This is a genomic window from Pseudomonas sp. MYb2 (assembly GCF_002979955.1).
Lineage (GTDB): Bacteria > Pseudomonadota > Gammaproteobacteria > Pseudomonadales > Pseudomonadaceae > Aquipseudomonas.
This window is the reverse complement of record NZ_PCQC01000002.1, coordinates 121,408-141,155: the sequence shown is the minus strand read 5'-3', so window position 1 is coordinate 141,155 and position 19,748 is coordinate 121,408. Positions and strand designations below refer to the sequence as shown.

Below are 19,748 nucleotides of genomic sequence, written 5' to 3'. Positions count from 1 at the left end.
TGTAGGAGTGAGCCTGCTCGCGATAGCGGTGGATCAATCAACTTAGATATTGACTGATCCACCGCTATCGCGAGCAGGCTCACTCCTACATTGGTTGGTTGTCATCTTTCGGTCACGCGCCTGACTTAATCTCCCCGGCAATCCCCTTGGCTTGATTCGGTGCCGGCATGACCCTGCGTGTTCTGTTCGTTTTTCTGCTGAGCGCATGGCTGACGGTGTCTGCCGCCGTTTTGCCGGTGCCGGACGACGGCCCGGCGTTGCGCATTCAAGGCTCCAACACCATCGGCGCCGAACTCGGCCCGGCGCTGGTTGAAGGTTTGCTGCAGGAGCAAGGCCTGCTGAAAATCCACCGCGAAACCCCGGACAACGCCAACGAACAGCGCATTGTCGGCCAGACCGCGCAAGGTAAACGCGTGGTCATCGAAGTCGCCGCCCATGGCTCCAGCACCGGTTTTGCCGCATTGAAAAACGCCAGCGCCGATCTGGCTGCGTCTTCCCGCGAGATCAAAGACAGCGAGTTGCAGACTTTGCAATCGCTCGGCGATCTGAAAAGCCCTGCCGCCGAACAAGTCATCGCCATCGATGGCCTGGCGATCATCCTGCATCCCGATAATCCGCTGCAGCAACTGGACACTGAGCAACTGGCGCGGATCTTTGCCGGCGAAGTGAAAAGCTGGGAAGACCTCGGTGGGCGCGGCGGTTCGATTCATTTATATGCGCGCGATGATCAATCCGGCACCTACGACACGTTTAAAGAACTGGTCCTCAGTCGTCGCGGGAAAAGTCTGAGCAGCAACGCGAAAAGGTTTGAGTCCAGCGAGCAATTGTCCGACGCCGTCAGCACGGATCCGCAGGGCATCGGTTTCATCGGTTTGCCTTACGTGCGTCAGGCCAAAGCCGTGGCCATCGCCGATGGCGCGTCGCAATCAATGTTGCCGCAGAACAGCCTGATCGCCACAGAAGACTATCCACTGTCGCGGCGCTTGTTCTTCTATCTGCCACCCAACAGCAAAAATCCCTGGACACAGGCCTTGGTGACATTTGCGCAAAGTCGTCAGGGTCAGGCAATCGTCGCCGCCAACGGTTTTATCAGCCAGACCGTGCACGCCATGAGCGTCGCGCCGAATGCGCTGATGCCCGAGGGTTATCAATCCCTCAGCCGTCACGCCCAGCGTCTGACAGTGAATTTCCGTTTTGAAGAAGGCAGCGCGAACCTCGACAACAAGGCGCGTCAGGATCTGTCGCGGGTGATCGACTATATAAAGAGGCATGACAAGAGCGAGCGTGCGGTGACACTGGTCGGGTTTGGTGATGCCAAGGATGACCCCGCGCGGGCGGATCTGCTGTCGAAGCTGCGGGCGATGGCGGTGCGGCGGGAGTTGGTGAAGAACGGCGTGGTGTTGCGCGAGGTTCGCGGGTTTGGCGCGTTGATGCCGGTGGCGGCGAACAATGCGGATGAGGGGCGGATCAAGAATCGCCGGGTTGAGGTTTGGGTGTATTGATATCACCAGATCGTTCCCACGCTCCGCGTGGTAACGCCGCCATGGACGCTCCGCGTCCAATGTGACGCAGAGCGTCACGGGATGCATTCCCACGCAGAGCGTGGGAACGATCAGGTGGATCAGCGCTCGCTACGCAACATTTCCTTCGGCACATACTTGCCGATCTCGAACTTGCCGATCGCCGCGCGGTGTACTTCGTCCGGGCCATCGGCCAGACGCAATGTCCGTTGCATCGCATACATATAAGCCAGCGGGAAATCGTTCGACACCCCTGCCCCGCCATGCATCTGGATCGCCCGGTCGATCACGCGCAGCGCGACGTTTGGCGCCACAACCTTGATCTGCGCGATTTCGCTTTTCGCCACTTTGTTACCGACGGTGTCCATCATGTACGCCGCTTTCAATGTCAGCAGGCGCGCCATGTCGATTTCCATCCGCGAGTCGGCGATCTTGTCGACGTTACCGCCCAGACGCGCCAGCGGTTTGCCAAAAGCAGTGCGGCTCACCGAGCGCTTGCACATCAATTCCAGGGCACGTTCGGCCATGCCGATCGAACGCATGCAGTGGTGAATTCGGCCTGGGCCAAGACGACCCTGGGCGATTTCGAAACCGCGTCCTTCACCGAGCAGGACGTTTTCGTACGGCACGCGCACGTTGTCGAACAGCACTTCAGCGTGGCCGTGTGGCGCATCGTCGTAACCGAACACCGGCAACGGACGGACAATCTTCACGCCGGGGGTGTCGACTGGCACAAGGATCATCGAGTGCTGCGCATGACGCGGTGCATCGGGATTGCTCAGGCCCATGAAGATGAGGATCTTGCAGCGCGGGTCGCAGGCGCCGGAGGTCCACCATTTTTTACCGTTGATCACCCACTCGTCGCCATCACGTACAGCGCGCGCGGCCATGTTGGTGGCGTCGGACGAGGCGACGTCCGGTTCGGTCATGGCGAACGCCGAACGAATCTCGCCGCGCAGCAGCGGTTCGAGCCAGCGCTGTTTCTGTTCTTCGTTGGCGTAGCGCACCAGCACTTCCATGTTGCCGGTGTCCGGTGCCGAGCAGTTGAACGGCTCAGGCCCGAGCAAGGAGCGGCCCATGATTTCCGCCAGTGGCGCGTATTCGAGGTTGCTCAGACCGGCACCGAGTTCCGATTCCGGCAGGAACAGATTCCACAGGCCTTCGGCTTTGGCGCGGGCTTTGAGCTCTTCCATGATCGCCGTCGGCTGCCAGCGATCGCCTTCGGCAACCTGGCGCTCGAACACGGCTTCGGCCGGGTAAACGTATGTGTCCATGAACGCTGTCACGCGCTCACGCAGTTCTTGCACCTTGGGCGAATAAGCGAAATCCATGAGCAGCTCCCGATGGTTAAGGCAGTTCTTTGGCAGAGGTTGTTTCAGTCATGCAATCGATGCTAGAACAGCGTTGATAATTTACCTAGCCTATTCTCGGCGTGTATAAACATTCATCACCGATATATGATCGGCTGATTGCCAGCCCCTAAAACACCGCCCTAAATAACAAGAGAAGCCGCGTTATGAATCTGAGTAAGGTCGACCTCAACCTTTTCATCGTCTTCGACGCGATCTATACCGAAGCCAACCTGACCCGCGCCGGGCAGATTGTCGGCATCACGCAGCCGGCGGTATCCAACGCATTGGCACGGTTGCGCGAAACCTTCAACGATCCGCTGTTCGTGCGCACCGCGCAGGGCATGGTGCCGACGCCGATGGCGCAGAACATCATCGGCCCGGTGCGCAACGCTCTGTCGTTGCTGCGCGTGTCGGTTCAGGAAAGTCGCATATTCAACCCGGCGCAAGCGGTCAAGACTTACCGCATCAGCATGACTGACCTCACCGAAGCGGTGATTCTGCCGCCGCTGTTTCAGCGCCTGCGCCGCCTGGCGCCGACCGTCATCATTGAAAGTTTTCTGTCCAAGCGCCGCGAGACCACCAAAGAGCTGGCCGCCGGGCGTCTGGATTTCGCCGTGGATGCGCCGCTCAACACCGACCCGCAGGTGCGTCACGTCAAGCTGATGGAAGACCGTTACGTCTGCGCAATGCGTAAGGGTCATCCGATGGCGGGCAAGGAAAAACTGTCGCTGGATGATTATCTGTCGCTGACGCATATCCATATTTCCAGCCGCCGCAGTGGTCTGGGCTATGTCGATCTGGCGCTGGGTAAAATGGGCATTCAGCGCAAGATTGCCCTGCGTTCGCAGCATTACTTGATGGCGTCGCAGGTGATGCAGCAGACCGACATGGTCATGACCGTGCCGGAGCGCTTCGCCCGTCGCCATGAACTGCAGGCGTTCAATCTGCCAGTCAATGATGTGCCGCCGGTGGAGACGCACCTGTATTGGCATGAAAGCACTGACCAGGACCCGGCGAATCGCTGGATGCGCGAGCAGATGATCGAGTTGTGCCAGCAGGTGACGGCGCAGGAGAAGAAGCTCGATAAGGTGTAGGGCTTTGAACCGCGGCGCTGCTATCGCGAGCAGGCTCACTCCTACATGTGGAATGCGTTCCCTGTAGGAGCGAGCCTGCTCGCGAAGGGGCCATCAAATACAACACAAACCATCCCGCTTGACGTAAACGTCAACCTGCCATTAGCTTAGCGCCAAGTCCTTTTTCCGAGCGCTTCCATGAGCAGTCAGACCTACAGCATTTCCGACCTCGCCCGCGAGCTGGACATCACTACCCGGGCGATCCGCTTTTATGAAGAGCAAGGCCTGCTCAGCCCTGAGCGCCGCGGCCAGGAACGCATCTATTCGCCGCGCGACAAGGTCAGCCTGAAGCTGATCCTGCGCGGCAAACGCATCGGTTTCTCCCTGGCCGAATGCCGCGAACTGATCGAGCTCTACGATCCGTCCAGCGGTAACACCAAACAGCTCAACAGCATGCTGGCGAAAATCAGCGAACGCCGCGAACAGCTTGAGCAGCAGTTGCTCGATATCGAACAGATGAAGCTGGAACTCGATACGGCTGAAGAGCGTTGCGTGCAGGCGCTGGAGCAAACCCTCAAGAGCCAGCAGGCGATCTGACAAACAACACAAATCCCCTGTAGGAGTGAGCCTGCTCGCGATAGCGGTGTATCAGTCGAACAAATATTATCTGACACACCGCTATCGCGAGCAGGCTCACTCCTACAAGGGTTCTCCACGAATTCAAAAGAGCAGGTCAACCGCCATGTCCCTCCCCTCCCAAGTACGTCTGATCGAAGTCGGCCCGCGCGATGGCCTGCAGAACGAAGCCCAGCCGATCAGCGTTGCCGACAAGGTGCAACTGGTCGATGCCCTCAGCGCCGCCGGCCTTGGCTATATCGAGGTCGGCAGTTTCGTTTCGCCCAAATGGGTGCCGCAGATGGCCGGTTCCGCCGAGGTGTTCGCGCAGATCCAGCGCAAACCCGGCGTGACCTACGGCGCACTGGCACCGAACCTGCGCGGGTTCGAAGACGCCATCGCCGCCGGGGTCAAGGAAGTCGCGGTGTTCGCCGCTGCGTCCGAAGCGTTCTCGCAGCGCAACATCAACTGCTCGATCAGCGAAAGCCTGGCGCGCTTTGCGCCGATCATGGACGCGGCGAAACAACACGGCGTTACCGTGCGCGGTTACGTGTCCTGTGTGCTCGGTTGCCCGTACGAAGGCACGGTGGCGCCGGAGCAAGTGGCGATGGTCGCGCGCGAGCTATACGCGATGGGCTGCTACGCAGTATCGCTGGGCGACACCATCGGCACCGGCACGGCTGGCGCGACTCGCCGCTTGTTTGAAGTGGTATCAGCGCAAGTGCCACGGGAGAAACTCGCCGGGCATTTCCACGACACTTACGGCCAGGCCATGGCCAACATCTACGCCAGCCTGCTCGAAGGCATTTCGGTGTTCGACAGCTCTATCGCGGGCCTCGGCGGCTGTCCGTACGCCAAAGGCGCGAGCGGTAACGTTGCCACCGAAGACGTTGTGTACCTGCTCAATGGCCTCGGTATCGAAACCGGAATCGACCTGGACGCCTTGATTGCCGCGGGTCAGCAGATCAGCGCAGTGCTCGATCGCCCGAGCGGTTCGCGCGTGGCCAAGGCTCGAAGCGCACAGTGAGGGGGAAAGGTGTTACCGCTGTGTCGGGAATGTGGGGTTCAAGCGAGTAACACGGAAACAAATTGTCTGGTTTCGCTGGAGTGAAAATTCGCTGAAATTCTCAAGCCTTTGTTTTATAAGGTTTTTTAAAAGTTGGCACGGCTTCTGCTATCTCTATGGCATAACAAGAATAAAAAGCAGCAAACCAATAAAAATAAGACGTAACGACTCTGACATAACAAAAACAACACGGCAGAGACGCAGCTAACAGATTTTTTTGGAGAAGGTGTGCTTTTCAGGGTGCTCTCAGGAGTGACCCGCAACCGGGCAGAGAACAATAAAACTACCGTCAGGTAGCCCCCGAATCGGTTGGATCGTTTAACGAGAAAGCAGATCAGCGCTCAAAAAAATACGTTTGCTCTTGACCCCGGATGGGGGTCGCCAAAAACAGCGGTAAAGGGCCACGGTTGCCAAAAACAACAACAGACCGACCCTCAATAATAAAAAAAGAGCACGCGACGACAAAATTAAAGGGGAGCCTCGGCTCCCCTTTGTGCTTTCTGCAATTTGTGTTTTCACTGCGTATCCTTTGTAGGAGTGAGCCTGCTCGCGATAGCGTCGTGTCAGTCGATGAAAATATTGACTGGTAAACCGCTATCGCGAGCAGGCTCACTCCTGCAGGGGGTTCGTGTCAGGCCTGCTTTTCGCGTAGCTCTTCGATACTGATCTCGCGCATCCTGAATTTCTGAATCTTGCCCGTCACCGTCATCGGAAACTCTTCAACGAACTTGAAGTGCCGTGGCGTCTTGAAGTGCGCGATGCGCTCCTTGCACCAGGTTTGCAGTTCCAGTTCGGACGCGTTGTGGCCGGGGTGGAATTTGATCCAGGCAACAATCTCCTCACCGTAACGCGAGCACGGTATGCCGATCACCTGCACGTCCGCCACCGCCGGATGGGTGAAGAAAAACTCTTCCAGCTCACGCGGGTAAATGTTTTCGCCGCCGCGAATGATCATGTCCTTGTTACGCCCGGCAATGTTGACGTAACCCTCCTCGTTCATGCTCGCCAGGTCGCCGGTGTGCATCCAGCCTGCCTCATCGATGGCTTCGGCCGTGGCTTGCGGATTGTTCCAGTAACCGAGCATCACGCTGTAACCACGGGTGCACAGTTCGCCGATGGTGCCGCGCGGCACGAGGTTGCCGGCCTCGTCGATGATCTTGCTTTCCAGTTGCGGCTGCGTGCGGCCGACGGTGGTGACGCGCAATTCCAGTTCGTCGTTCGGCCCGGTTTGCAGTGACACCGGGCTGGTTTCAGTCATGCCGTAGGCGATCTGCACTTCGCTCATGTGCATTTCGCTGATGACTCGACGCATGACTTCGATCGGGCACGTGGCGCCGGCCATGATTCCGGTGCGCAGGCTCGACAGCTCGAATTCGCCGCGTTGCGGCTGGTCGAGCATGGCGATGAACATGGTCGGCACGCCGTAGAGGCCGGTGGCTTTTTCTTCGGCGACGGTTTGCAGGGTCAACAACGGGTCGAACGCGTCGTTGGGGTAAATCATCGTGCTGCCGTGGGTGATGCAGCCGAGGTTGCCCATGACCATGCCGAAGCAGTGGTACAGCGGCACCGGGATCACCAGCCGATCGAGCGGGGTCAGGCCAATGCTCTCGCCGACCATGTAACCGTTGTTGAGGATGTTGTAGTGGCTGAGGGTCGCGCCTTTGGGGAAACCGGTGGTGCCGGAGGTGTACTGGATGTTTACCGGTTGATCGAAGTGCAGGCTGTCGCTGCGTTCGCTGAGTTGTTGTGGGGAGATGCTCGCGGCCATATCCGCGAGTTGCGACCACGGCAGAAAGCCTGAAGGGGGTTGTGCGTCGAGGCTGATCACTCCACGCAAGTCCGGTAGACGCTCGCTGCGCAGTTGGCCGATGGATTGTTCGGTCAGTTCCGGCACCAGGCCCTGCAACATCCCGTGGTAGTTGGAGGATTTGAACGCCCCGGCGCAGACCAGCCATTGGCAGCCGGATTGTTTCAGCACGTATTCCAGTTCGGAGCTGCGGTAGGCCGGGTTGACGTTGACCAGGATCACGCCGATTTTCGCTGTGGCGAATTGGGTGATGCACCACTGTGCACAGTTTGGAGCCCAGATACCAAGGCGATCGCCGGCCTGCAAACCCAGGGCGAGCAGCGCTTTGGCATGCAGGTCCACCGCGTCGGCCAGTTGTCGCCAGGAATAGCGCAGTTGCTGATGGCGCACGACGAGCGCTTCACCGTTGGGGTATCGCGCAACGGTCTGATCGAACTTCTGCCCGATGGTCATCGCCAGCAAGGCTTTGTCCTGAGAGCCACGGGTATAGCTGCGCTGCGGGTTTGCACTGGGTTGATCCATGACGACCCCTATTGTCTTTATTTATGGGTTGCCGACGGTCACTTGCAGGAGTGAGCCTGCTCGCGACCTCGATCCATCAGTCAACATTTACGTCGACTGACACAACGCGATCGCGAGCAGGCTCACTCCTACAAAAACTAATCAGCTTTCAATCTTGAACTGCCCCTACTCTCGCTCAAGTTGACGTTAACGTAAAGGGCGATTGACAGCCATCCGTCACAGGCTTACGTTAACGTAAAGGTGAGAGCTAGTGACCGCTCTCCCCACCCTACAAAAAAGCCAAAAGGTGACCCATGAGCTACCCATCCCTGAACTTCGCCCTCGGTGAAACCATCGACATGCTGCGCGATCAGGTTCAGTCCTTTGTTGCCAAGGAGATCGCTCCGCGCGCTGCGCAGATCGACAGCGACAACCTGTTCCCCGCCGACATGTGGCGCAAATTCGGTGACATGGGCCTGCTCGGCATCACCGTGTCGGAAGAGTACGGCGGCGCGGGTCTGGGTTACCTGGCGCACGTGGTGGCGATGGAAGAAATCAGCCGTGGCTCGGCCTCGGTGGCTTTGTCCTACGGCGCGCACTCCAACCTCTGCGTCAACCAGATCAACCGCAATGGCAACCACGAACAGAAAAGCAAATACCTGCCGAAACTGATCAGCGGTGAACACGTCGGCGCATTGGCGATGAGCGAACCCAATGCCGGTTCCGACGTGGTGTCGATGAAGCTGCGCGCCGACAAGCTTGGCGACCGTTTCGTCCTCAACGGCAGCAAAACCTGGATCACCAACGGCCCTGACGCCAACACTTACGTGATCTACGCCAAGACCGATCTGGAAAAAGGCCCGCACGGCATCACCGCCTTCATCGTCGAGCGCGACTGGAAAGGCTTCAGCCGCAGCAACAAGTTCGACAAGCTCGGCATGCGCGGTTCCAACACCTGCGAACTGTTCTTCGATGACGTTGAAGTGCCGGAAGAAAACATCCTCGGCGTGCTCAACGGCGGCGTCAAAGTACTGATGAGCGGCCTCGATTACGAGCGAGTGGTTCTTTCTGGTGGCCCGACCGGGATCATGCAGTCGTGCATGGATCTGATCGTGCCGTACATCCACGACCGCAAGCAATTCGGCCAGAGCATCGGTGAATTCCAGCTGATCCAGGGCAAAGTCGCCGACATGTACACCCAGCTCAACGCCAGCCGCGCCTACCTCTATGCGGTTGCCCAGGCTTGCGAGCGTGGCGAAACCACCCGTAAAGATGCCGCCGGGGTAATCCTCTACACCGCCGAACGCGCCACGCAAATGGCCCTCGACGCGATCCAGATTCTCGGCGGTAACGGTTACATCAACGAATTCCCGGCGGGCCGTCTGCTGCGTGACGCCAAGCTGTACGAAATCGGTGCCGGCACCAGTGAGATCCGTCGCATGCTGATCGGCCGCGAACTGTTCAACGAAACCCGCTAAACGGAGCTGGCCATGGCTACCCTGCACACTCAGCTCAATCCTCGTTCAGCGGAATTCGCCGCCAACAGCGCGGCGATGCTCAAACAGGTCGACGCCCTGCACACTCTGCTCGCCCAAGTGGTGCAGGGTGGCGGCGCTAAAGCCCAGGAACGCCATACCTCGCGCGGCAAACTGCTGCCGCGCGAACGCATCAACCGCTTGCTCGATCCAGGCTCACCGTTTCTGGAAATCAGCCAATTGGCCGCTCACGCCGTTTACGGTGAAGACGTACCCGCCGCTGGCGTGATTGCCGGGATCGGCCGGGTCGAAGGCGTCGAATGCATGATCGTCGCCAACGACGCGACGGTTAAGGGCGGCTCGTACTATCCGCTGACCGTGAAGAAACACCTGCGCGCACAAACCATCGCGCAGCAGAATCGTCTGCCGTGCATTTATCTGGTGGACTCCGGTGGCGCCAACCTGCCGCGTCAGGACGAAGTGTTTCCGGATCGCGAACACTTCGGGCGGATCTTCTTCAATCAGGCCAACATGAGCGCAATGGGTATTCCGCAGATCGCTGTGGTCATGGGCTCCTGCACCGCTGGTGGCGCTTATGTGCCAGCCATGGCGGATGAAGCGATCATGGTGCGCAATCAGGCAACGATTTTCCTCGCCGGCCCGCCACTGGTGAAAGCCGCGACCGGTGAAGTGGTCAGCGCCGAAGAGTTGGGCGGTGCCGATGTGCACTGCAAGATTTCCGGGGTCGCCGACCATTACGCCGAGAGCGACGAACACGCCCTCGCCCTCGCCCGCCGCAGCGTTGCCAACCTCAACTGGCGCAAGCTCGGCGAATTGCAGCAGCGCGCGCCGATTGCGCCGCTGTACAGCAGCGACGAGTTGTACGGCGTGGTTTCCGCCGATGCCAAGCAGCCGTTCGACGTGCGCGAAGTGATTGCGCGGCTGGTCGACGCTTCGGTTTTCGATGAATTCAAAGCGCTGTTCGGCACCACACTGGTCTGCGGTTTCGCGCATCTTCACGGTTACCCGATCGCGATTCTGGCGAACAACGGCATCCTCTTCGCCGAAGCAGCGCAGAAAGGCGCGCACTTCATCGAGCTGGCTTGCCAACGCGGCATTCCGCTGCTGTTTCTGCAGAACATTACCGGCTTCATGGTCGGGCAGAAATACGAAGCCGGAGGCATCGCCAAGCACGGCGCGAAACTCGTAACGGCGGTGGCTTGCGCCAAGGTGCCGAAATTCACCGTGATCATCGGCGGCAGCTTTGGCGCGGGTAACTACGGCATGTGCGGTCGCGCTTACGATCCACGATTCCTGTGGATGTGGCCGAACGCGCGGATCGGCGTGATGGGTGCAGAACAGGCCGCTGGCGTGCTGGTGCAGGTCAAACGCGAACAGGCTGAACGCAGTGGCCTAAGCTTCAGTGCCGAGCAGGAAGCAGAGATCAAGCAACCGATCCTCGACCAGTACGAAGAGCAGGGTCACCCCTATTATTCCAGCGCACGGCTGTGGGACGACGGCGTAATCGACCCGGCGCAGACCCGCGATGTGCTGGCCCTGGCCTTGTCCGCGTCGTTGAACGCGCCAATCGAACCGAGCCGCTTCGGCGTGTTCCGGATGTGATTTTTTGTGGGAGCGAGCCTGCTCGCGAATACGGCTTGTCAGATAGCGGATACGTCGACTGATACATCGCTTTCGCGAGCAGGCTCGCTCCCACAGGAACCGTGGAGACGGATGAATATGAGCGATTTCAACACCCTCGAACTGCACAGCGACCCACGAGGTTTCGCGACGCTGTGGCTAAACCGCGCGGAAAAAAACAACGCGTTCAACGCCGAGATGATCCGTGAACTGATCCTCGCCCTCGACAAGGTTGCCAGTGACGCCAGCCTGCGTTTCCTGCTGGTGCGCGGCCGTGGCAAGCATTTCAGCGCCGGCGCTGATCTGGCGTGGATGCAGCAATCAGCCGAACTCGATTACCACACCAATCTCGACGACGCCCGCGAGCTGGCCGAGCTGATGTACAACCTCGCCAAGCTGAAAATCCCGACCCTGGCCGTGGTGCAAGGCGCGGCGTTTGGTGGCGCGCTCGGGCTGATCAGTTGCTGCGACATGGCGATTGGCGCCGATGATGCGCAGTTCTGCCTGTCGGAAGTGCGTATCGGTCTGGCGCCCGCGGTGATCAGCCCGTTCGTGGTGCAAGCCATTGGCGAGCGTGCAGCGCGGCGTTATGCGCTGACCGCTGAACGTTTTGGCGGTCAGCGGGCGCGGGAAATTGGGTTGTTGTCCGACAGCTATCCGGCTGCCGAACTGGATGAGCAAGTCGAACAATGGATCAACAATTTGCTGCTCAACAGCCCTGCCGCCATGCGCGCCAGCAAAGACTTGTTGCGTGAAGTCGGCAACGGCGCACTGACCCCGGCGCTGCGTCGCTACACCGAAAATGCCATCGCCCGCATTCGCGTCAGCCCTGAGGGCCAGGAAGGCTTGCGCGCCTTTCTGCAAAAACGTTCGCCGAACTGGCAAGCCGCAACCACCACCAAGGAGCCGCGTTGATGAGCGCACCTGTTCTCACCACCCTGCTGGTGGCCAACCGTGGCGAAATCGCTTGCCGCGTGATGCGCACCGCCAAAGCGCTGGGCCTGACGACCGTCGCCGTACACAGTGCCACTGACCGCGAAGCGCGGCACAGCCGTGAAGCGGATATCCGTGTTGACCTGGGCGGCAGCAAAGCCGCCGAGAGTTATCTGCAAATCGACAAATTGATCGCCGCGGCCAAGGCCAGCGGCGCGCAGGCGATTCATCCAGGTTATGGTTTTCTGTCGGAGAACGCCGGATTTGCTCGCGCCATCGAAGCGGCGGGGCTGATCTTCCTTGGTCCACCCGCTTCGGCCATCGATGCCATGGGCAGCAAGTCCGCCGCCAAAGCTTTGATGGAAACCGCCGGCGTGCCGCTGGTACCGGGTTATCACGGCGAAGCGCAGGATCTGGATACCTTCCGCGCTGCTTGCGAACGCATCGGGTATCCAGTGTTGCTCAAGGCAACTGCCGGCGGCGGTGGCAAAGGCATGAAAGTGGTCGAGGAGGTCAGCCAACTGGCCGAAGCCCTCGCCTCTGCGCAACGGGAAGCGCTGTCGTCGTTCGGCGACTCACGAATGCTGGTGGAGAAGTATCTGCTCAAACCACGTCACGTGGAAATCCAGGTGTTCGCCGATCAGCATGGCAACTGCCTGTACCTCAATGAGCGCGATTGCTCGATTCAGCGACGCCATCAGAAAGTCGTCGAAGAAGCTCCGGCACCGGGTTTGTCCGGGGAGCTGCGTCGCGCGATGGGCGAAGCCGCCGTGCGTTCGGCGCAGGCGATCGGTTATGTCGGCGCCGGTACAGTGGAGTTTTTGCTGGATGCGCGCGGCGAGTTTTTCTTTATGGAGATGAACACGCGGCTACAGGTTGAGCACCCTGTGACCGAGGCGATCACTGGTCTGGATCTGGTGGCCTGGCAAATCCGCGTGGCCCGTGGTGAAGCGCTGCCGATCACTCAGACGCAAGTGCCGCTCAATGGCCATGCGATTGAAGTGCGCTTGTATGCCGAAGATCCATCGAATGACTTCCTGCCGGCCACCGGACGTTTGGACTTGTATCGCGAGTCCGCTGCGGGACCCGGGCGTCGAGTCGATAGCGGGGTTGAAGAAGGCGATGAGATTTCACCGTTCTATGACCCGATGCTCGGCAAGCTGATTGCCTGGGGTGAGGATCGTGAGCAGGCACGCCTGCGTTTGCTGAGCATGCTGGATGAATTCGCGATTGGTGGTTTGAAAACCAACATCAACTTCTTGCGGCGGATCATCGCGCACCCGGCTTTCGCCGCGGCGGAGCTGGATACCGGGTTTATTCCGCGTTATCAGGAACAGTTGCTGCCGGTAGCGGGCACGTTGAGCGAAGCGTTCTGGGAAGCCGCGGCTCAAGCGGTGGCACAGAGTCTGCCTCAACTTGCGCGCCTGGATGACCCTGCTTCGCCGTGGTCGCTGAACAGCGGGTTGCGCGCGGGTCTGCCTCCGGAAGTCACGCTGCATTTGAGTTGTGAGGGGCAGGATCGAGCGCTGACGCTGAGTGCCGCGGGCCACGGCAAACTGATCGACGAGCAACTCATCGTTGAACACGACGGGGTACGTCGCACGTTGCGTGCTATCCGCCAAGGCGATGCGCTGTACCTGCAATGGGAAGGCGAGTTGCGCCGGATTACCATGCACGACCCGATCAGTGCCGTCGAAGCCAGTCACAGTCATCAGGGCGGCCTGACTGCACCGATGAACGGCAGCATCGTCCGGGTGCTGGTCGAGGCTGGCCAATCGGTCGAGGCCGGTGCGCAACTGGTGGTGCTGGAAGCGATGAAGATGGAACACAGCATCCGTGCGCCCCACGCTGGAGTGATCAAAGCGCTGTATTGCCAGGAAGGCGAAATGGTCGGCGAAGGCAGCGCTTTGGTTGAATTGGAAGCTGTGTGAAGTGAGGATCGATCCTACGCCGGGCGCGGATCGATCTGACTAGTAACGCGCCGTTGCCTGAACCACAACACCGATGATTCGACACTCATCGGTGAACAGGGCTTTCGGCCAGGTCGGATTGAGCGGCACCAGATAACGCTGGCCGCCCTCTTCGTCTAGCTTGCGGAATATCGCTTCCTCGCTGCCCTGCCACTGGGCGATCACCAGCTTGCCGGGCACCGCCTCCACCTCCGGATCGACCAGAATCAGCATGCCTTCGGCAATGCTTTGGCCACTCGGCGCGGTCATCGAGTTACCCGTGACCGTCAGCCAGAACGCTGCGCCTCGGGAGTGGTAATCCGTCAGTTGAAAACGCTGTTTATCCGCTGCCGGAGTGTAGGCTGACTGCCCGCTCTCGCGTACCTCGCACGGCGTGTGCCAATCGCTGACCGGGTAGCGGAAGTACGGGTTGTACTTCTGCGCCAGCGGCATCTCGTCGTCCGGCGTCAGTGGCGGCTCGCGAATCACCAGCACCACTTCAAGGAAGTCCATGCCCAGCGCATGCAATACGCGGTTCATTTCCGTTATGCCGGGTTCGCGACGTTTGTTCAGCCAATGGCCGATCCCGCCCTGGGACATGCCGACGCGCTCTCCGAGCTCTGTTTGAGTGATTTTGAGCTCACTCATCTTGGCCTTGACCAGCTCAATCCATTTATCCATGTGCGGCACCTTACTCGGCCGCCTTCGGCCGGCAAAACACATATTGTAGTATTTAAATTCTGGTCACAACTACGTATCGTACTATGCTGCGAACACGGATTTTCAATGTGACAAGGAGTGACCTCTCATCATGGATATCAGCAGCAAAGACTTGCCCGACCTGCAAATGGACACCACGTTCACCTCGCCACAAGGCAATGCCGCGGCGCAGCGAGCGCTGGACTATTACTTGAAACCAGCTGTTTCAGAACCTGAGGTCGATGAGCGTTTCTTCGACGTCAATCGTCATGTCAGCGGCGAAGAAGCCTTGGTGCACGCGTCGGATTTATTGCGCTGTGCAGCCGCCACCGCGTGCAAGGCCGCAGAAAACCTGCAGGGCGCAAGTCGCGATCTGGCTTTTTCGGTGGTGCATATGGTGGATATGGCGCGGGCGATGGTCGACCATTCGATCGACGGCGATGAAATCTGAGGACGGATCAGGACGGACGGGAAAGAATTCTCCCATCGCACAGATAAAAACATTTGACTTGCAAATGATAATGATTATTATTGCAAGCAGCTGGTCGCGAGATCAGTCGATGGACCAGAGACCTTAGGTCGGTCTTCTGGACTATCTCCTCATCAGGCTAATCACGGTTTTTGACCCGGCTTTTTGCCGGGTCTTTTTTTGCCCTTTTTTTGGGCTTGTGGCTTCAGGCTAATGAAGTCTTTAGGTGCTGCGAATTCGATGGCGCGGATAATATCAAAAGAATATCGATTGGCAAGCCGAGCCCGGCCACATTGGGGCAAACTAATGACAAATAGCACTTGAGAATCAATCGCACACTCACTAAGCTGCATTCGCGTCATGGAGGACGCCCCCCAGCACACCCCGCAATTCCCCTCGGTTTCAGCCCTTCCTGCGTGTAAAGTAACGGCCATAAAAATCATATTCAGGAACCGACTATGACCGTGGCCAAATCTTCGTTCGACATCAGCGCCAATTTCGACAGCGGCAATATTCAAGTCATCGATATCAGCAACCCGCTCAACCCGGTTCTGGCCATTCGCCCCGACACCCGCAGCGCCCATTTCCAATGGTTTCACTTCAAAGCCAGCGGTCTGCATGTAGGCCAGGAACACTGGTTTCGCCTCAACAACGCCAGTCAGTCTTCCTACAACAAAGCCTGGACCGGCTATCAAGCCGTGGCCTCCTACGATCACGTCAACTGGTTCCGCGTACCGACGATTTTCGAAGGCGACTGCCTGCGTTTTGGTCTCGAAGCAAGCCAGACCCACGCCTGGTTTGCCTATTTCGAACCCTACAGCCGTGGCCGTCACGACTGGCTGATCGAGCAGGCGCTGAGCAAGGCTGGCACTGAACTGCTGGCCACCGGTAAAAGTATCGAGGGCCGCGATATACAATTGCTGCGCAAAGGCACCGGTGCCGAGGGCCAGCGCAAAGTATGGATCATCGCCCAACAGCATCCGGGCGAGCACATGGCCGAATGGTTCATGGAAGGCGTAATCGAACGTCTGGAAAAACATGACGACCCGTTGCTCGACAAACTCCTGGCCAGTGCCGATCTGTATCTGGTGCCGAACATGAACCCCGACGGCGCTTTCCACGGTCACCTGCGCACCAATGCGATGGGCCAGGATTTGAACCGCGCCTGGCAGAACGCCAGTCAAGAGGTCAGCCCCGAAGTATTTTTCGTACAACAGCAAATGGAAAAATACGGCGTCGATCTGTTCCTCGACATACACGGCGACGAAGAAATCCCCCACGTATTCACCGCCGGTTGCGAAGGCAATCCAGGCTACACGCCACGTCTGGAGAAACTCGAAGAGCATTTCCGCAGCCACCTGAAACACACCACCAAAGACTTCCAGACCCAACACGGCTACACCCGCGACGAACCGGGCCAGGCCAACATGACTCTGGCCTGCAACAGCGTCGGTCAAAAGTACGACTGTCTGTCGCTGACTCTGGAAATGCCATTCAAAGATCACGACGACCATCCCGATAAACAAACCGGCTGGTCTGGCAAACGTTCAAAACAACTGGGCAAGGACGTGCTGACCACCATCGCCGACATGGTCGATACCCTGCGCTGATCCCTCCTCCCGCTACACCAAAAGATCGCAGCCAGTCTGCGATCTTTTGCTTTGTGGAATTCAAAGACTCGCGCAATCCGGTTGCAAATCAAAACCTCAGCCCGTACCGTAACTCTGGTTTTATTTTGAAACCTATACAGGACGTCGGGCATGCAACTTAAATCGTTAAACAGCAGCGTTGTGCTGCTTTTCGCCGTGGCTTGTGGCCTGGCAGTGGGTAATGTCTATTACGCACAGCCTCTGCTGGATGCCATGGCCGAAGCTTTTGCAATGTCGCCGGCCAGCATCGGCATCGTCATTACCCTGACGCAGACGGGTTACGGCATTGGATTGGTACTGCTGGTGCCGCTGGGTGATCTGCTCAACCGGCGGTGGCTGATCGTTACGCAAAACCTGCTCTCGGTAGTCGCTTTGCTGATGATCGCGTGGGCGCCGAACAGCGCCTGGCTGTTACTGGGCATGACACTGACCGGCCTGCTCGCCGTCGTGACGCAAGTGCTGGTGGCTTACGCTGCAACGCTGGCTGACCCGGCGCAACGGGGCCGCGTAGTCGGCGTGGTGACCAGCGGGATCGTCGTCGGCATCTTGCTGGCGCGCACGGCCGCCGGTGCAATGGCTGATCTGGCCGGCTGGCAGGCGATCTATTTGCTCTCGGCCGGGCTGACGTTGCTGATGACATTGTTGCTGTTCGGTGTATTGCCCAAGGATGAACCGCCGCAGCCCGACACCACATATGTGGCGTTGATTGCCTCGGTATTCAGCCTGTTCAGGCAGGAGGCGGTGCTGCGCCAACGCGCGATACTCGCGCTGCTGACATTCGCCAGCGCCATGGTGCTGTGGACGCCAATGGTGTTGCCGCTGTCCGCCCCGCCGCTGTCGCTTTCGCACAGCGAAATCGGTCTGTTCGGCCTCGCGGGTGCCGCCGGTGCGCTGGCCGCCGCGCGTGCCGGGCACTTGGCCGATCGCGGTCTCGGTCAATGGGTCAGCGGGCTTTCGCTGCTGCTGATGCTCGCGTCCTGGCTGCCCATCGCTCTGACCGGGTCCTCGCTGTGGGCCTTACTGCTCGGCGTGATCACTCTGGATCTGGGCTTGCAAGCCGTACATGTCACCAGTCAGAGCATGATCTACAGCGTGCGCCCCGAAGCGCAAAGTCGCCTCACCGCCGGTTACATGCTGTTTTATTCGATTGGTAGCGCTGGCGGTTCAATTGCCTCAACCGCCATGTACGCCTGGGCGGGCTGGGCTGGCGTGTGCCTGCTGGGTGCAGGCATCAACGCCGTCGCATTGGGGTATTGGTGGCTGACCCTGAAAAGTGGCGCACCTGCGCGATGCGCCAGCCAGTCGGGTTAACGGCGATCGCGGCCGCGCAACATGCTGTCGAGCACCTCGTCACGGCGCACCCAGCCGTGGAACAACGCCGCCGCCAGATGCAGCAACACCGTCAGAAATAGCAGATACGCCAAATACCCATGGGCCTTGCGCAGTAACGCAAACAGTTGCGCATCCGCTGGCACAATCGACGGTAGCTGCACAGAGGTGCTGAGCATGACCGGCTCGCCCGAAGCACTGATCATCGCCCAGCCAAGCAGCGGCAACACCAGCATCAACGCATACAACAACAGATGCGAAGCCTTGGCCGCCATCACCTGCCAGCCCGGCAAATCCGCCGGCAGCGGTGGCTGGCGGGTGGTCAAACGCACCAGCAGGCGCACGATCACCAGCGCCAGAATCGCAATGCCCAAAGGTTTGTGCAGATGAATCAACCATTCATGCCGCGACGACACCGAGGTGACCATACCCGCGCCAATAAACAGCATGGCGATAATCATCACCGCCATCAGCCAATGCAGCAGGCGCGCCAACAGGGCGAAATGAGTCGGTTGGGTTCTCATGGACGAGCCTCCTGTTTGGCGGCGGGCAACTGGCTGACTTCGCTGGTGCGACGCAGATAGGAATCGGCGTAACCGGCAGAGCGCGCGGCAAGCAATGGATCGTCAGTACCTTCAATCCCCGAGGGCAGTACCAATGGGTCGTAGTTGATGTCGCGGCACTCACCACTGAGTTGCGGCTGGGTTTTCTCCAGTACCAGCGTGCCGGCATTCAGCACTTTGCGCCCGGCCGGCCAGGTTTTACTGGCATCGTTGACCGGGTCGTCGGGATTGGCCAGGGTGATATTCAACTGAAAGCGCAGCGGTGCGGCGGCGAGCTTTTGCACCAGATCCTTTTCGAGAAAATCGCCGCCTTCAGGTGCGGTGGCACCCGCAGCATCTGCAGCCATGGGCGTCATGCTCCAACGCACTGCCTGCTTTTTGCCGCTGGCGTCCACCAGATAAAACGCGTTGATGCTGTTGTAGGTTTCAGTGGCATAACTGGCCGACGGCTTGGCGGTCTTCACCCAGGTCAGAAACGGCACAGCTTCGGGATGTGAAGCGAAAAACGCCGGGACTTTCGATGGATCAGGTTTGCCGGTGGCCGGGTCGGGTGACTGCGCCTGCTGCAACTGGTAGAACGCCTCGGGCGTGCCTACCGGAAACACCGGCATGCTGTTCATCCCGGTGCGCCATTGCTGCCCGTTGGCCTGAGTGAAACGCAACGCCAGACTGCGAATCGGCACACTACTGTCAGGCGCATAAGGGTTGCCCGCCGGCAGCGCGAAACGCCCGACCACCGGGGTACGCGGATCGTTGAATACTTGCGCGGAAGAAAACACCCGCGCCTCGCCACTGCTCTCGAAATGGCCGATCACGCACACACCTTTGGCATGGTTACGACGAAATCCGGGATGTACGCCGTTGTTTTTCTCCAGCACATCGACCAGCGCTTTCGGCGTCAGACGTTGTGGGTCGAAGTTACCGTGCACGTAGGCAAACGCCCCGGCGACGGCAGCGACGACCACGGCAATGCCGCTCAGACGCAAGATCAGGCTCGCGGCGCTCAAAGGCGGGCGCTGTGGCCCGCCTGGCGGTGAAGTGGGCGGTGAGCTGCGATCAACCATGAAAGACTCCAGGGCCATCGGCCGTAGGGAAAGGTGCTATGAG

The 19,748-nt window shown here is 59.2% G+C and carries 17 protein-coding genes; 11 read left to right on the top strand and 6 right to left on the bottom strand.

Annotated features, from left to right (window positions below; translation table 11 throughout):
- The first annotated feature begins 167 nt into the window (after positions 1 to 167).
- On the top strand, positions 168 to 1,502 hold the full coding sequence (locus CQ009_RS03490; RefSeq protein ID WP_105704879.1) for a substrate-binding domain-containing protein: 1,335 nt from the start codon (positions 168 to 170) through the stop codon (positions 1,500 to 1,502).
- 119 nt (positions 1,503 to 1,621) lie between these two features.
- On the opposite strand, the gene CQ009_RS03485 is transcribed toward CQ009_RS03490, so the two are convergent.
- A complete protein-coding gene (locus CQ009_RS03485; protein WP_105704878.1) occupies positions 1,622 to 2,851 on the bottom strand; it encodes an acyl-CoA dehydrogenase in 1,230 nt (409 codons plus the stop codon).
- A 185-nt stretch (positions 2,852 to 3,036) separates the two neighbouring features.
- Here CQ009_RS03485 and CQ009_RS03480 point away from each other — a divergent pair, with 185 nt between their 5' ends.
- The 3 genes from CQ009_RS03480 to CQ009_RS03465 all read left to right on the top strand — a co-directional run bounded on the left by CQ009_RS03480 (position 3,037) and on the right by CQ009_RS03465 (position 5,587).
- Positions 3,037 to 3,966, top strand: coding sequence for a LysR family transcriptional regulator (locus tag CQ009_RS03480; RefSeq protein ID WP_016986544.1), 930 nt, complete (start codon positions 3,037 to 3,039; stop codon positions 3,964 to 3,966).
- Between the two features lie 177 nt (positions 3,967 to 4,143).
- The gene (locus CQ009_RS03475) at positions 4,144 to 4,542 is read left to right on the top strand and encodes a MerR family DNA-binding transcriptional regulator (RefSeq protein WP_042559912.1); all 399 of its coding nucleotides are present in this window, start codon (positions 4,144 to 4,146) and stop codon (positions 4,540 to 4,542) included.
- A 145-nt stretch (positions 4,543 to 4,687) separates the two neighbouring features.
- Positions 4,688 to 5,587 carry a hydroxymethylglutaryl-CoA lyase gene (locus CQ009_RS03465; protein ID WP_105704877.1) on the top strand — a complete coding sequence of 300 codons (900 nt, stop codon included), beginning with the start codon at positions 4,688 to 4,690 and terminating at the stop codon, positions 5,585 to 5,587.
- A gap of 670 nt (positions 5,588 to 6,257) precedes the next feature.
- Here CQ009_RS03465 and CQ009_RS03455 read toward each other — a convergent pair.
- The gene (locus tag CQ009_RS03455) at positions 6,258 to 7,955 is read right to left on the bottom strand and encodes an AMP-binding protein (RefSeq protein WP_064389269.1); all 1,698 of its coding nucleotides are present in this window, start codon (positions 7,953 to 7,955) and stop codon (positions 6,258 to 6,260) included.
- A gap of 293 nt (positions 7,956 to 8,248) precedes the next feature.
- Between CQ009_RS03455 and CQ009_RS03450 the strand changes: the two genes are divergently transcribed.
- From CQ009_RS03450 to CQ009_RS03435, 4 genes are all read left to right on the top strand, one after another.
- Complete coding sequence (locus CQ009_RS03450; RefSeq protein ID WP_105704876.1) at positions 8,249 to 9,412, top strand: isovaleryl-CoA dehydrogenase; 1,164 nt, start codon at positions 8,249 to 8,251, stop codon at positions 9,410 to 9,412.
- Between the two features lie 12 nt (positions 9,413 to 9,424).
- Complete coding sequence (locus CQ009_RS03445; protein ID WP_105704875.1) at positions 9,425 to 11,032, top strand: carboxyl transferase domain-containing protein; 1,608 nt, start codon at positions 9,425 to 9,427, stop codon at positions 11,030 to 11,032.
- Positions 11,033 to 11,149: 117 nt separating this feature from the next.
- Entirely contained in the window at positions 11,150 to 11,965 is an 816-nt protein-coding gene (locus CQ009_RS03440; protein ID WP_105704874.1) for a gamma-carboxygeranoyl-CoA hydratase, read from the top strand.
- A complete protein-coding gene (locus CQ009_RS03435; protein WP_105704873.1) occupies positions 11,965 to 13,914 on the top strand; it encodes an acetyl/propionyl/methylcrotonyl-CoA carboxylase subunit alpha in 1,950 nt (649 codons plus the stop codon). The genes CQ009_RS03440 and CQ009_RS03435 overlap by 1 nt, the downstream gene beginning before the upstream one ends.
- A gap of 39 nt (positions 13,915 to 13,953) precedes the next feature.
- Here the strand turns inward: CQ009_RS03435 and CQ009_RS03430 are convergent, their stop codons facing one another.
- Entirely contained in the window at positions 13,954 to 14,613 is a 660-nt protein-coding gene (locus tag CQ009_RS03430; protein WP_105704872.1) for a LexA family transcriptional regulator, read from the bottom strand.
- A gap of 130 nt (positions 14,614 to 14,743) precedes the next feature.
- Between CQ009_RS03430 and CQ009_RS03425 the strand changes: the two genes are divergently transcribed.
- On the top strand, positions 14,744 to 15,082 hold the full coding sequence (locus CQ009_RS03425) for a DUF6124 family protein (protein WP_105704871.1): 339 nt from the start codon (positions 14,744 to 14,746) through the stop codon (positions 15,080 to 15,082).
- 161 nt (positions 15,083 to 15,243) lie between these two features.
- Here the strand turns inward: CQ009_RS03425 and CQ009_RS30030 are convergent, their stop codons facing one another.
- Positions 15,244 to 15,462, bottom strand: coding sequence for a hypothetical protein (locus tag CQ009_RS30030; protein WP_162531852.1), 219 nt, complete (start codon positions 15,460 to 15,462; stop codon positions 15,244 to 15,246).
- A gap of 96 nt (positions 15,463 to 15,558) precedes the next feature.
- Between CQ009_RS30030 and CQ009_RS03420 the strand changes: the two genes are divergently transcribed.
- Both CQ009_RS03420 and CQ009_RS03415 read left to right on the top strand, forming a co-directional pair.
- The gene (locus CQ009_RS03420) at positions 15,559 to 16,710 is read left to right on the top strand and encodes a M14-type cytosolic carboxypeptidase (RefSeq protein WP_064389263.1); all 1,152 of its coding nucleotides are present in this window, start codon (positions 15,559 to 15,561) and stop codon (positions 16,708 to 16,710) included.
- A 150-nt stretch (positions 16,711 to 16,860) separates the two neighbouring features.
- Positions 16,861 to 18,060 (top strand): MFS transporter, encoded by a 1,200-nt coding sequence (locus tag CQ009_RS03415; RefSeq protein ID WP_105704870.1) that lies wholly within the window; start codon positions 16,861 to 16,863, stop codon positions 18,058 to 18,060.
- On the opposite strand, the gene CQ009_RS03410 is transcribed toward CQ009_RS03415, so the two are convergent.
- Both CQ009_RS03410 and CQ009_RS03405 read right to left on the bottom strand, forming a co-directional pair.
- Positions 18,057 to 18,602: a cytochrome b gene (locus CQ009_RS03410; protein WP_064389261.1), complete on the bottom strand. Its 546-nt coding sequence runs from the start codon at positions 18,600 to 18,602 to the stop codon at positions 18,057 to 18,059. The two genes, CQ009_RS03415 and CQ009_RS03410, sit on opposite strands and share 4 nt — an antisense overlap.
- Positions 18,599 to 19,705, bottom strand: a complete 1,107-nt coding sequence (locus tag CQ009_RS03405; RefSeq protein ID WP_105704869.1) for a catalase family peroxidase — start codon at positions 19,703 to 19,705, stop codon at positions 18,599 to 18,601. The genes CQ009_RS03410 and CQ009_RS03405 overlap by 4 nt, the downstream gene beginning before the upstream one ends.
- Between the last annotated feature and the right edge of the window lie 43 nt (positions 19,706 to 19,748).

Bases quoted from the DNA above. Each gene is read 5' to 3' on its own strand.
- CQ009_RS03425 (WP_105704871.1), top strand. From the start codon at position 14,744: ATGGATATCAGCAGCAAAGACTTGCCCGACCTGCAAATGGACACCACG.
- CQ009_RS03455 (WP_064389269.1), bottom strand. From the start codon at position 7,955: ATGGATCAACCCAGTGCAAACCCGCAGCGCAGCTATACCCGTGGCTCT.
- CQ009_RS03450 (WP_105704876.1), top strand. From the start codon at position 8,249: ATGAGCTACCCATCCCTGAACTTCGCCCTCGGTGAAACCATCGACATG.
- CQ009_RS03480 (WP_016986544.1), top strand. From the start codon at position 3,037: ATGAATCTGAGTAAGGTCGACCTCAACCTTTTCATCGTCTTCGACGCG.
- CQ009_RS03430 (WP_105704872.1), bottom strand. From the start codon at position 14,613: ATGGATAAATGGATTGAGCTGGTCAAGGCCAAGATGAGTGAGCTCAAA.
- CQ009_RS03465 (WP_105704877.1), top strand. From the start codon at position 4,688: ATGTCCCTCCCCTCCCAAGTACGTCTGATCGAAGTCGGCCCGCGCGAT.
- CQ009_RS30030 (WP_162531852.1), bottom strand. From the start codon at position 15,462: ATGACGCGAATGCAGCTTAGTGAGTGTGCGATTGATTCTCAAGTGCTA.
- CQ009_RS03410 (WP_064389261.1), bottom strand. From the start codon at position 18,602: ATGAGAACCCAACCGACTCATTTCGCCCTGTTGGCGCGCCTGCTGCAT.
- CQ009_RS03440 (WP_105704874.1), top strand. From the start codon at position 11,150: ATGAGCGATTTCAACACCCTCGAACTGCACAGCGACCCACGAGGTTTC.
- CQ009_RS03405 (WP_105704869.1), bottom strand. From the start codon at position 19,705: ATGGTTGATCGCAGCTCACCGCCCACTTCACCGCCAGGCGGGCCACAG.
- CQ009_RS03445 (WP_105704875.1), top strand. From the start codon at position 9,425: ATGGCTACCCTGCACACTCAGCTCAATCCTCGTTCAGCGGAATTCGCC.
- CQ009_RS03420 (WP_064389263.1), top strand. From the start codon at position 15,559: ATGACCGTGGCCAAATCTTCGTTCGACATCAGCGCCAATTTCGACAGC.
- CQ009_RS03485 (WP_105704878.1), bottom strand. From the start codon at position 2,851: ATGGATTTCGCTTATTCGCCCAAGGTGCAAGAACTGCGTGAGCGCGTG.
- CQ009_RS03490 (WP_105704879.1), top strand. From the start codon at position 168: ATGACCCTGCGTGTTCTGTTCGTTTTTCTGCTGAGCGCATGGCTGACG.
- CQ009_RS03475 (WP_042559912.1), top strand. From the start codon at position 4,144: ATGAGCAGTCAGACCTACAGCATTTCCGACCTCGCCCGCGAGCTGGAC.
- CQ009_RS03415 (WP_105704870.1), top strand. From the start codon at position 16,861: ATGCAACTTAAATCGTTAAACAGCAGCGTTGTGCTGCTTTTCGCCGTG.
- CQ009_RS03435 (WP_105704873.1), top strand. From the start codon at position 11,965: ATGAGCGCACCTGTTCTCACCACCCTGCTGGTGGCCAACCGTGGCGAA.